The organism is Stenotrophomonas sp. S39 (assembly GCF_016624665.1).
Classification (GTDB): Bacteria; Pseudomonadota; Gammaproteobacteria; order Xanthomonadales; family Xanthomonadaceae; genus Stenotrophomonas.
The window spans coordinates 22,138-33,698 of record NZ_JACVTT010000048.1; the positions used below are offsets into that span (position 1 = coordinate 22,138).

An 11,561-nucleotide genomic window follows, 5' to 3' on the forward strand; every position below is an offset into this window, starting at 1 on the left:
CGATCGCCTTCTGTTGTCGTCGCCCCCATGTACGGCTTCCGCGCCCTGCGCGCCTCCGCGTCACCCCATCTTCCCACCCTCATCGGCGCCAGCGCCGTGCTGCTGTGGAGCCCGGTCCTGGGCATGCTGCGCACGATCACCGAGATCTTCGGTGCGGTCGGTGGCGCCGCGTTGGTCTTCACCGCTGCCGCGGTGTTCTCGGCGCTCATCCTGGGCGTGCCGCGCCCCTCGCAGCTGCCGCGTCGCTATCTGCTGATCGGCGGTGCGCTGTTCATCGGCACCGAGATCTCGCTGTCGCTGTCCATCGGCCTGGCCCACCACCGTGGGCAGGCGCTGGAACTGGTGATGATCAACTACCTGTGGCCCTGCCTGACGGTGCTGCTGACCGTGCTTACCCGCATGCAGCGCGGCAACTGGCTGCTGCTGCCGGCCACCGTGCTGTGCCTGCTGGGCGTGGTGCTGGTCATCACCGGCGAAGGCGCGTGGTCGCCGGCGATGCTGCTGGCCAACCTGCGCAGCAACCCGCTGGCGTACGCGCTGGCGCTGGCGGCCTCGTGCATGTGGGCCACCTATTCGGTGGTGACCAAGCGCATCGGTGGCTCGCGCAATGCGGTGCCGTTGTTCATGGTCGCCACCGCCGTGGTGCTGTGGCTGAAGTACGCGCTGGGCGATGCGCCGCCGCTGCACCTGCACTGGGGCGGCCTGGCCCAGGTGGCGGTGTTCGGCCTGCTGACCGCCACCGCCTACTCGTGCTGGAACCATGGCCTGCAGCACGGCAATGTCACCTCGATGGCGATCTTCTCCTACTTCGCGCCGGTGCTGTCGGTGCTGTGGAGCAGCGTGTGGCTGTCGCTGCAGCCGGGCATGGGCTTCGTGCAGGGCGTGGCCTGCGTCACCGCCGGTTCGCTGCTGTGCTGGTGGGCCACCCGCGCGCGGCCGCTGCCGCCGCCGGCACCGCCGGCCGCACATACCGCCTGACGGCCAGCCTGCACCGGCCTGACTTTGCACGGTCAGGCGGTTGCGCGTGCGTCGGCCGCGCGGCGGCGAACTTGAGCCGCTTCAAAGTGCTGTATTCAGCGCCGGTTTTGCCGCGGGTGCGATTCTCGGAATCGTCGACAGGTTCCACGACGAAGCGTCCCATCGGTGCCGGTAGTGGCCGGGCAGGGCAGTCGTAGAATCGAATCGTCCGAGGCCCCTGCGGGTTGCCCTTCACCGGCCTCGTTCGCGTTGCAGCACCGTGCTGGCCGATGCAGTCCCGCGGCCACCCCGTGCGCCAGACGTGCGCTGAAAGGTCTGTTCCCGGGGAGGGGGCGATTCGGAAGAGCACACTTTTTTGACTTCAGTGACCTGCACCAGGAAACAAGAATGAACGTCCGCGAACTCCTGCAATCCAAGAAAGAAGCTGTCATCACCATCGATTCGGAAGACACCATCGGTGCCGCCGCCCACAAGATGAGCGCGAATAAAATCGCTGCCCTGGTGGTGATGAAGGACGAGGTGCCGGTCGGCATCATCTCCGAGAAGGACATCGTGCGCAGCCTGGCCGACGACGGCCCGCAGGCCGGCCGCCGGGTGATTTCCACCGTGCCGACCACCGGCCTGGAAGGCATCGCGCCGGAGGCCACGCTGAAGCAGGCCATGTCCCTGATGACCTACTCGCGCCGCCGCCACCTGATGGTCACCGATGGCAACCGCCTGATCGGCATCCTCAGCCTGGGCGATATCGTGAAGAACGTGCTGGGCGAGCTGGAGCTGGAAAAAGCCGTGCTGCAGGACATCTACATGGCCGCCCACTGAGGCAGCCACGCAGGAAGAACGAAGCCGGGCACTGCCCGGCTTCTTCGTTGTTGGCCCCGGGCCATGCCCGGTTTTTCTGGTGGTAGCGCCGGGCCATGCCCGGCGAGCGCGCAGCGCTGGACTCAGAAGCTGACCTTCACCGAATCCGCGCTGTACGTGGCCGGGCCGTGGTAGACCACTTCGATGTTGTTGCCGTCCGGGTCGAGCACGAAGGCGCCGTAGTAGCCCGGGTGGTAGGGGCGTTCGCCCGGCGCGCCGTTGTCGGTGCCGCCAGCGGCCAGGGCGGCGGTGTGGAAGGCATCGACCGTGGCCGCGTCGCGTGCCTGGAAGGCCAGGTGGTGGCGGCCGGTCAGCTGGCCGGCGGCGGCGTCGCTGCTGGCGGTGGAAATGAACAGCTCGTCGGCCCAGAAATAGTCCGGGCCTTCACCGGCAATGGGAATGCCGATGCTGTCGAACACCGCCTGGTAGAAGCGGCGGCTGGCGGCCAGGTCGCGCACCACCAGCTGCAGATGATCAATCAGGCGCCCGCGATGCAGTTCCATCGTTTCCATGCGTACCTCTACAAGAAGGGGACCGCTGTGGTAGCGCCGGGCCATGCCCGGCGAGCGCCTGGCGCGGCCGGTCAGGCGTTGGCGATGATCTCGACCCAGTAGCCGTCCGGGTCCTTGATGAAGGCGATGTTCTTCATGCGGCCATCGGTCAGGCGCTTCTGGAACGGCACGCCGAGGTCTTCGAAGCGCTGGCAGGCCGCTTCCAGTTCCGGCACCGACACGCAGATGTGGCCGAAGCCGCGCGGATCGCTGTTGCCGTCGTGGTAGACCGGGCCGTCCTGGGTCTCGGTACCATGGTTGTGGGTCAGCTCCAGCACGCCCGGCAGGCCGGCCATCCACACGCGGCGGATGGCATCGTCCTCCGGCACGGCCACGCCGGCCGGCACGTAGGCCAGGAAGTACAGGCTGAACTGGGCTTCGGCGAAATCACGCTTGTCGATCAGCTGGTAGCCGAGCACGCGGGTGTAGAAGTCCAGCGAGGCGGTGATGTCCTTGACCCGCAGCATGGTGTGGTTGAACACGAAGCCGTGGGTTTCGGCCGGGGCCTGGGCAGCCACGCCGGGGATGTCGCGCAGGGCGGGAAGGGTCATGGGGGAAAGTCCTTCAGACAGGGCCGTGTTGGCCGGATGGGGCCATTCTACCGGCCGCCACCTGACGGCACTGCGACGTACAATGGACGGATCGCACCGTTCCGTCCTGACAACGATTGCCCGCCATGTCGCAGCGTGAATGGGTGGCCGCCGCCATCCGCAAGATCGAAGCCGATTTCAACCGTTCCGCCGATACCCACCTGATCCCGCTGGCACTGCCCGGGTTCGAGGGTATCGACGTGTACCTCAAGGATGAATCGAGCCACCCCACCGGCAGCCTGAAGCACCGGCTGGCACGCTCGCTGTTCCTGTACGCGCTGGCCAATGGCTGGCTGCGCGAGGGGCGGCCGGTGATCGAGGCGTCCAGCGGCTCGACCGCGGTGTCCGAAGCCTACTTCGCGCGCCTGCTGGGCCTGCCGTTCATTGCGGTGATGCCGGCCACGACCTCGCCGGAGAAGATCGCCGCGATCGAATTCCACGGCGGCCGTTGCCACCTGGTCGAGCGCGCCTGCGACCTCAACTGCGATTCGGAACGGCTGGCCCGCGAGACCGGCGGCCACTTCATGGACCAGTTCACCTACGCCGAGCGGGCCACCGACTGGCGCGCCAACAACAACATCGCCGAGTCCATCTTCAAGCAGATGGCCGAGGAGCCGAGCCCGATCCCGGAGTGGATCGTGTGCAGCCCCGGCACCGGTGGCACCGCGGCCACGCTCGGCCGTTACGTCAGCTACCGCCGGCACGACACGCGCATCCTCTGCGCGGACCCGGAAGTATCGGTGTTCTTCGACGGCTACCAGGCCGCCGTGGCGGGCGAGCCGGACTGGCGCGGGCTGACCTGCAGCGGCGGTTCGCGGGTGGAAGGCATCGGCCGGCCGCGGGTGGAATCGAGCTTCATCCCGACCAGCGTGGATGCGATGGTGAAGGTGCCCGATGCACTCAGCCTGGCGGCGATGCGCCATGTCAGCCGCCAGATCGGCCGCCGTGTCGGCGGTTCCACCGGCACCAATTTCATCGGCGTGCTGCAGGCGGCGCAGTGGATGCGCGAGGCCGGCCACCAGGGCAGCATCGTCAGCATCCTGTGTGATGCCGGCGAGCGCTACGCGCACAGCTATTACGACCCGGCGTGGTATGGCCGGCAGGGCATCGATGTGGACGGTGCCGACGCGCAGCTGGCCGCAGCCGTGGCCGGGCAGGGCCTGCCCGCGCTGCCGTGGTGCAGCCTGGAAGCGTTGTAACGCGGCCGGCTGCACGAGCCTCGACCGGTAGAGTCGACTGTTAGTCGACTGCTCTCTGCTCAGACCGCGAAAATCCCGCGTTGCACGCGATAGTCGACTAACAGTCGACTCTACCGGTCACCGGTCACCGGTCACCGGTCACCGGTCACCGGTCACAGGCCCCTCGGCGCTCAGTACCCCGCATCCATGTAGGCATCCAGCAGGATGTCGCGCAATGCATCGGGTAACGCCTCGATGTCCATCGCGCGGTCGTCCTGGTGCAGGTGCGGGTCCAGCACGCTGGCGCGGCCCTGGGCCAGCGCCTTCAGCCACAGCAGCACGCAGATCACGAACTCGCGCTCGTGCCCGGGCTGCAGGCGGCTGGCACCGCGTTCGATCACTTCGAACGGATACCATTCCTGCGTTTCGCTGAGCCGGCCGCCCTGGCGTTGCAGGGCCTTCAGCTGGGCCAGGTGGCGCGGCGCATCGTCACCGGCATCGCACAGCGCGGCGATCCATGACAGCTCGTCCGTGGTGGCCGTCAAGGCCAGCGAACGGGCGGATGAAGCGGTGGTGCTTGGAGCCAGACCTTCCATGTGGGGCCTCCTCGGGACGTACCACTGCGGTCTCCCCCGCAACGCCAGCTTCGGCGCGGGGCCGTAAGGCCGACGTGAATGCCGGGGTTCCGTGGAAAGCTCCATCCACGCATGGCGTGGATCTACTGGAAGCGCCCGTAACCTCTCCCACCCCCTTGTCTGGCGGCCCCGCCAGCGCCATATCGACAGGGCTGCCCGCCCGCCGGGCCCGTAACCTGGAGACCTGCCGTGACCGCTGCCAACCCCTTGCTCGATGCGTCCAGCCTGCCGCGCTTCGAGGCGATCCGCCCCGAGCACGTGGGGCCGGCGCTGGATGTGCTGCTGGCCGAGGCCGAAGCCGCCGTCAGCGCCGCCGAGCAGGTGCAGCCGGTCCGCTGGGAGACCTTCGTGACCCCGCTGGACGATGCCACCGAACGCCTGTGGCGCGCCTGGGGCCTGGTCGGCCACCTGCAGGGCGTGGTCAACACCCCCGAGCTGCGCGAGGCCTACAACAGCAACCTGCCGCGGGTCACCCGCTTTGCCAGTGCGCTGGGCCAGAACCTGGCGCTGTACCGCCAGTACCAGGCGCTGGCCGCCAGCCCGGACGCGGCCGGCTTCGACGAGGCCCGGCGCAAAGTGCTGGACAACACCCTGCGTGATTTCCGCCTGGGCGGTGCCGAACTGGACGCCGACGCCCAGCAGCGCTTCGCTGAGATCAAGGAGGAGCTGTCGGCGCTGTCGGCGAAGTTCTCGCAGAACGTGCTCGACGCCACCGATGCCTGGTCGCTGATCGTCGAAGACGAAGCGCGCCTGGCCGGCGTGCCGGACGACGTCAAGGCCGCTGCGCGTGCCGCCGCCGAAAAAGATGGCAAGACCGGCTGGAAGCTGACCCTGCAGATGCCGTGCTACCTGCCCTTGCAGACCTGGGGCGAAGACCGCGACCTGCGCGAGATCCTGTACCGCGCCAGCGCGCAGCGTGCATCCGAATTCGGCGACGAGGCGCTGGACAACGGCGGCAACATCGACCGCATCCTCGCCCTGCGCGCGGAACTGGCCGCACTGCTGGGGTTTGCCTCGTACGCGGATTACTCGGTGGCCACCAAGATGGCGCAGGACCCGGCCGAAGTGCTGGCCTTCCTGCGTGACCTGGCCACCCGTGCCAAGCCGTTCGCCGGCAAGGACCGCGCCGAGCTGGAACAGTTCGCCCGCGAGCAGCTGGGCATCGACAGCCTGCAGGCCTGGGACCTGGCATTCGCCGCCGACCGCCTGAAGCAGGCACGCTACAGCTATTCCGAGCAGGAGGTGAAGCAGTACTTCACCGAGCCGAAGGTGCTGGGCGGCCTGTTCTCGGTGATCGAGCAGCTGTATGGCCTGCGCGTGCAGGACGACAGCGCGCCGGTGTGGCACGAGGATGTGCGTTTCTTCCGCCTGGTCGATGCGCAGGGCGCGCTGGTGGGCCAGTTCTACCTGGATCTGTACGCGCGCGAAGGCAAGCGCGGTGGCGCGTGGATGGATGATTGCCGCAACCGCCGCGCGCGCGCCGATGGCAGCGTACAGACGCCGCTGGTCTACCTGGTGTGCAACTTCGGCCGTGGTGCCAACGGCAAGCCGGCCACCTTCAGCCACAACGAAGTGACCACCCTGTTCCATGAAATGGGCCATGGCCTGCATCAGCTGCTGACCCGCATCGGCGAACTGGGCGTGGCCGGCATCAACGGCGTGGAATGGGATGCGGTGGAGCTGCCCAGCCAGTTCATGGAGAACTTCTGCTGGGAATGGGACCACCTGCAGGGCATGACCGCGCACGTGGACACGGGCGAACCGCTGCCGCGCGCGCTGTACGAGCGCATGCTGGCCGCGCGCAACTTCCACAGTGGCATGGCGACCGTGCGCCAGCTGGAATTCGGCCTGTTCGACATGCTGGTGCACAGCCAGTTCGAACCGGCGCAGGACAGCGTGCTGGCGCTGCTGGACCGCGTGCGCAGCGAAGTGGCGGTGAACCATCCGCCGGCCTGGAATCGCTTCCCGCACCAGTTCAGCCACATCTTTGCGGGTGGTTATGCGGCCGGTTACTACAGCTACAAGTGGGCCGAGGTGCTCAGCGCCGATGCCTATGCGGCGTTTGAAGAAGCGCCGCAGGCGCTGGCTGAAACCGGCGCGCGGTTCCGCGATGAGATCCTCTCGCGTGGTGGCAGCCGCCCCGCAGCGGAGAACTTCAAGGCGTTCCGCGGGCGCGCGCCGCAGATCGATGCGTTGCTGCGCCATTCGGGCATGGCGTAACCGCTCTGGCGTCATCCACGCATGGCGTGGATCTACTGGAATGCTCCTGCCAATACATCCGGCATCCCGGTAGCGCCGGGCCATGCCCGGCGAGCGCGCAGCGCGGCGTGGCAAAAAGATCCGCCGGGCATGGCCCGGCGCTACCTCACACGTGCGTGCCGCAGATCGATGCGTTGTTGCGCCATCCGGGCATGGCGTAAATGCAAAAAAAAGGCGGTGAATCCGGTAGCGCCGGGCCATGCCCGGCGAGCGCGCAGCGCGGCGCGGCAGGAAGAGCCGCCGGGCATGGCCCGGCGCTACCGCACGCCGGTCATTCGCACGCCGGTCATTCGGCGTAGATCATCTTCCGGGTCATGCCGCCGTCGACGATGAAATCCTGGCCGGTGGTGAAGCCGGACAGCGGCGACAGCAGGTACACCGCCAGTGCGCCGATGTCCTCGGGTTCGCCCACGCGACCGACCGGGTGCTGGCCGTGGTCGGTGGCCGAATAGTCCGGCGCATGCCGGCGCGATGGCGCCTGCCAGGCCGTGGTGCCGATCCAGCCGGGGCTGATGCTGTTCACCCGCACCGCGGGGCCAGCGCTGATCGCCAGCGCATGGGTGAAGGCCACCAGCCCGCCCTTGGCCGCGGCATAGGCTTCGCTGTTCGCTTCGGACTGCCAGGCGCGGGTGGAGGCGACGTTGATGATCGAACCGGCCGTACTGGCCGCCAGTGCCGGCAGCGCGTGCTTGCTGCACAGGAAGGCGCCATGCAGCGATGACAGTCGCCGCTGCCACTCGTCCCAGTCCATGTCCTGCAGCACGGTGCCGTGCGGGCCGGCGATGCCGGCATTGTTGACCAGGCCATCGATGCGGCCGAAACGCTGCTGCGCCACGCCGATGAAGGCGCGCACGCTGGCTTCGTCGGCGATGTCCAGGCGCTGGAACGCGGCATCGTCGCCCCGCTGCCATTCGTCCAGGCAGGCCTGGCCTGCTTCCACGTCCAGATCGCCGATGAGCACGCGGCCACCGGCACCCAGCACGGCCTGGGCGATGCCACGGCCGATGCCGTTGGCGCCGCCGGTGATCAGCACCACCTTGCCCTGCAGCGGTGCCGCCGGCCACGCGGCGATGGGCGGGGCCGCGCTCATGACAGGTCTTCGCCGCGCAGGCGACGGTGCCAGCCGGCCACACCGATGCGGTCCAGGGTCTGGATGTTGCGCTCGACGATCACGTCCGGGTCCGGGAAGGCGTCCACGGCGCGCTCCACGCTTTCCTCGCGCAGCAGGTGCAGGGTGGGGAAGGGCGCGCGGTTGGTGTAATTGCTGGCATCGTCGGCGGCTACGCCATCGAACTGGTAATCCGGATGGAAGCTGGCCACCTGCAGGATGCCCTGCAGGTCCAGCGCCTCGATGGCGGCGTCGGCGTTGTCCAGGAAATCGTTGTAGTCGAGGAAATCGGTCAGCACCTGCGGGTGCACGATCAGCGTGGTGTCGATCTGCTCGGCCGGGGTATCGCGCAGCAGCACCAGTTCCTCGGCCAGCTGTTCCACCAGTGCTTCGGGCGTGGTGGCGTCGCTGAGCACGAAGCGCACCTGGTCCTTCACGTACACCGCCTTGGCGAACGGGCACAGGTTCAGACCGATCACGATCCGCTCCAGCCACAGGCGGGTGGCGGCGATCGGATCGTCGGTGGGCAGGGCGGTGTCGGTCATGGCGGGCGCTTCGGCTGGCGGGGGCCGCCATTGTAGGCAGTCGTCCGGCGTCGCGGCGTCCACTGTCCACGCACTGGACAGTGGCGATGCTGGAAAGTCCCATCCATTCAAGCGCTTGCCGATATCGCACCGATGGCCGATTGCCTGCGCGGCGGGCCAGGCGTGCAATGGACGCACGACACAGGAGGACACCCCATGATTGCATCTTCCCCGTGGCTGCCGGACGAACTCTGGTCCGGCGCCTTCTTCGACGGCCAGTGGCAGGCCGCCACCCAGCGCCAGCCGGTGATCGAACCGGCCACCGGCCAGACGCTCGGCGAGGTCGGCCTGGCCGACGCCGCCCAGGTCGCCACCTCGGCCGCCGCTGCGGCGCAGGCCCAGCAGGCCTGGGCGGCCGCCCCGTACGAACAGCGCGCCCAGGTGCTGCGCCAGGCCGCGCGACTGGCCGAAGACAACATCGACACCCTGGTGGACTGGCTGGTGCGCGAAAGCGGCTCGACCCGCCTGAAGGCCGGCTTCGAGGCCAAGGTGACCATCAAGGCGCTGCACGAAGCCGCCGCGCTGCCCTCGCGCAGCACCGGCGAAATCCTGCCCTCCGAACCGGGCCGGTTGAACCTGGCGCGGCGCCGTCCGCTGGGCGTGGTCGGGGTCATCTCGCCGTTCAATTTCCCGCTGTACCTGGCCATGCGTGCGGTGGCACCGGCCATTGCGCTGGGCAATGCCGTGGTGCTCAAGCCCGACCCGCGCACCGCGGTGTGCGGTGGCGCGGTCATCGCCCGCCTGTTTGAACAGGCCGGGCTGCCGGCCGGCGTGCTGCACATGCTGCCCGGTGACGGCGCCGCCGGTGCCGCGCTGACCAGCGATCCGCACGTGGCGATGATCCAGTTCACCGGTTCCACCGCCGCAGGCCGCAAGGTGGGCGAAGCGGCTGGCAAGCACCTGAAGAAAGTCTCGCTGGAACTGGGTGGCAAGAATTCGCTGATCATCCTCGACGATGCCGACCTCGACCTGGCCGTGGCCAATACCGCCTGGGGCGTGTACCTGCACCAGGGTCAGATCTGCATGGCCACCGGCCGCGTGCTGGTGCACAGGAAGATCCATGCCGCGTTCCTGGAAAAGCTGGTGGCCAAGGCGAAGTCGCTGAAGGTGGGCGACCCGGCACGCGAAGACGTGGCGATCGGCCCGCTGATCAACGCCACCCAGCGTGACCATGCCGCCCGCGTGGTGGCCGATGCGGTGAAGGCCGGTGCCACGCTGGAAGCCGGCGGCACCCACCAGGACCTGTTCTTCGCGCCCACCGTGCTCGGCAACGTGGCCGCTGACAACCCAGCGTTCAACGAAGAGATCTTCGCGCCGGTAGCGGTGGTGGTGCCGTTCGATGATGACGACCAGGCCGTGCAGCTGGCCAACGACAGCGAGTACGGACTGTCGATGGCGATCGTGTCCAGCAACGTCGGCCGCGCGCTGAAGCTGGGCGAGCGCCTGCGCACCGGCCTGCTGCACATCAACGACCAGACGGTGAACGACGAAGTGATCAATCCCTTCGGCGGCGTCGGTGCGTCCGGCAACGGCACCAGCATCGGCGGCCCGGCCAACTGGGAAGAGTTCACCCAGTGGCAGTGGCTGACCGTCAAGGGCGAAGCGCCCGCCTACCCGATCTGATCGAAGGAACCATCACGATGAACGACAACACCGCAACGCGTGAGATCACCGCCGCCGTGGTCCGCGGCAAGGAACAGCCCTTCGTCATCGAGCAGGCGCGGCTGCGCGGCCCGCAGGACGACGAGGTGCTGGTGAAGGTGGTGGCCACCGGCCTGTGCCATACCGATCTGATCGTGCGCGACCAGTACTACCCCGTGCCGCTGCCGGCGGTGCTCGGCCATGAAGGCGCTGGCATCGTTGAAGCGGTGGGCCCGAACGTGCGCGACCTGAAGGTGGGCGACCACGTGGTGCTGACCTACGGCGCCTGCGGCCACTGCAACCCCTGCCGCGGTGGCCACGGTGCCTACTGCAAGGATTTCTTCGGGCTCAACTTCGGCGGCGATGATGGCCACGGCCACACCGCCATCACCGATGCGCACGGCCAGCCGCTGCACGATCATTTCTTCGCGCAGTCCTCGTTCGCCACCTTCGCCATCGCGCGCGAGATCAACGCGATCAAGGTGCCCGACGATGCGCCGCTGGAACTGCTGGGCCCGCTGGGCTGCGGCATCCAGACCGGTGCCGGGGCGGTGCTCAATTCGCTGAAGGTGCGCTCGGGCAGCAGCTTCGCCAGCTACGGTGCCGGCGCGGTGGGCCTGAGTGCGGTGATGGCGGCCAAGGTGGCCGGCGCCACCACCATCATCGCCATCGACGTGGTGCCTTCGCGCCTGGAGCTGGCGCTGGAACTGGGCGCGACCCACGTGGTCAACAGCCGCGAAACCGATGTGGTGGAAGCGGTGCGTGCGATCACCGGTGGCGGTGCGGATTTCGCGCTGGAATCGACCGGTCGCCCGGAGGTGTTGTCGGCCGGCATCGAGGCGCTGGGCGGGCTGGGCATGATGGGCGTGGTGGGTGCGCCGAAGCTGGGCACCACGGCCAGTTTCGATGTGAACAACCTGCTGCTGGGCGGGCGCAGCATCCGCGGCATCGTCGAAGGTGACAGCGTGCCCCAGGTGTTCATCCCGCAGCTGGTGACGTTGTTCCTGCAGGGCCGGTTCCCGTTCGACAAGCTGGTGAAGTTCTATCCGCTGGAGCAGATCAACCAGGCGGCCGAGGACAGCACGCGCGGCATCACCCTGAAGCCGATCCTGCGGATCGCCGCATAACCCCCGGTAGTGGGGGGGGGGGGGGGGGGGGGGGGGGGGGGGGGGGGGGGGG

General features: G+C 68.3%; 11 protein-coding genes. 6 read left to right on the forward strand and 5 right to left on the reverse strand.

Annotated features, from left to right (window positions below):
- The first annotated feature begins 27 nt into the window (after positions 1 to 27).
- Positions 28 to 978, forward strand: coding sequence for an aromatic amino acid DMT transporter YddG (yddG, locus tag IAE41_RS13430; protein ID WP_200733460.1), 951 nt, complete (start codon positions 28 to 30; stop codon positions 976 to 978).
- 387 nt (positions 979 to 1,365) lie between these two features.
- Complete coding sequence (locus IAE41_RS13435; protein WP_079223479.1) at positions 1,366 to 1,797, forward strand: CBS domain-containing protein; 432 nt, start codon at positions 1,366 to 1,368, stop codon at positions 1,795 to 1,797.
- 122 nt (positions 1,798 to 1,919) lie between these two features.
- Here the strand turns inward: IAE41_RS13435 and IAE41_RS13440 are convergent, their stop codons facing one another.
- Both IAE41_RS13440 and gloA read right to left on the reverse strand, forming a co-directional pair.
- Positions 1,920 to 2,348, reverse strand: a complete 429-nt coding sequence (locus IAE41_RS13440) for a VOC family protein (RefSeq protein ID WP_200733461.1) — start codon at positions 2,346 to 2,348, stop codon at positions 1,920 to 1,922.
- A gap of 71 nt (positions 2,349 to 2,419) precedes the next feature.
- Positions 2,420 to 2,938 (reverse strand): lactoylglutathione lyase, encoded by a 519-nt coding sequence (gene gloA / locus IAE41_RS13445; protein ID WP_200733462.1) that lies wholly within the window; start codon positions 2,936 to 2,938, stop codon positions 2,420 to 2,422.
- A gap of 125 nt (positions 2,939 to 3,063) precedes the next feature.
- Here gloA and IAE41_RS13450 point away from each other — a divergent pair, with 125 nt between their 5' ends.
- On the forward strand, positions 3,064 to 4,176 hold the full coding sequence (locus tag IAE41_RS13450; RefSeq protein ID WP_200733463.1) for a PLP-dependent cysteine synthase family protein: 1,113 nt from the start codon (positions 3,064 to 3,066) through the stop codon (positions 4,174 to 4,176).
- 170 nt (positions 4,177 to 4,346) lie between these two features.
- Here IAE41_RS13450 and IAE41_RS13455 read toward each other — a convergent pair whose 3' ends face one another.
- Positions 4,347 to 4,751: a hypothetical protein gene (locus tag IAE41_RS13455; RefSeq protein ID WP_079223472.1), complete on the reverse strand. Its 405-nt coding sequence runs from the start codon at positions 4,749 to 4,751 to the stop codon at positions 4,347 to 4,349.
- Between the two features lie 228 nt (positions 4,752 to 4,979).
- Between IAE41_RS13455 and IAE41_RS13460 the strand changes: the two genes are divergently transcribed.
- Positions 4,980 to 7,010 carry a M3 family metallopeptidase gene (locus IAE41_RS13460; protein ID WP_200733464.1) on the forward strand — a complete coding sequence of 677 codons (2,031 nt, stop codon included), beginning with the start codon at positions 4,980 to 4,982 and terminating at the stop codon, positions 7,008 to 7,010.
- A 325-nt stretch (positions 7,011 to 7,335) separates the two neighbouring features.
- Here the strand turns inward: IAE41_RS13460 and IAE41_RS13465 are convergent, their stop codons facing one another.
- The gene (locus IAE41_RS13465) at positions 7,336 to 8,139 is read right to left on the reverse strand and encodes an SDR family oxidoreductase (RefSeq protein ID WP_200733465.1); all 804 of its coding nucleotides are present in this window, start codon (positions 8,137 to 8,139) and stop codon (positions 7,336 to 7,338) included.
- Positions 8,136 to 8,702: a DUF1415 domain-containing protein gene (locus IAE41_RS13470; RefSeq protein WP_079223466.1), complete on the reverse strand. Its 567-nt coding sequence runs from the start codon at positions 8,700 to 8,702 to the stop codon at positions 8,136 to 8,138. The genes IAE41_RS13465 and IAE41_RS13470 overlap by 4 nt, the downstream gene beginning before the upstream one ends.
- A gap of 195 nt (positions 8,703 to 8,897) precedes the next feature.
- Here IAE41_RS13470 and IAE41_RS13475 point away from each other — a divergent pair, with 195 nt between their 5' ends.
- Entirely contained in the window at positions 8,898 to 10,364 is a 1,467-nt protein-coding gene (locus IAE41_RS13475; RefSeq protein ID WP_200733466.1) for a benzaldehyde dehydrogenase, read from the forward strand.
- Positions 10,365 to 10,381: 17 nt separating this feature from the next.
- Positions 10,382 to 11,509, forward strand: a complete 1,128-nt coding sequence (locus IAE41_RS13480) for an NAD(P)-dependent alcohol dehydrogenase (protein ID WP_200733467.1) — start codon at positions 10,382 to 10,384, stop codon at positions 11,507 to 11,509.
- Positions 11,510 to 11,561: the final 52 nt, after the last annotated feature.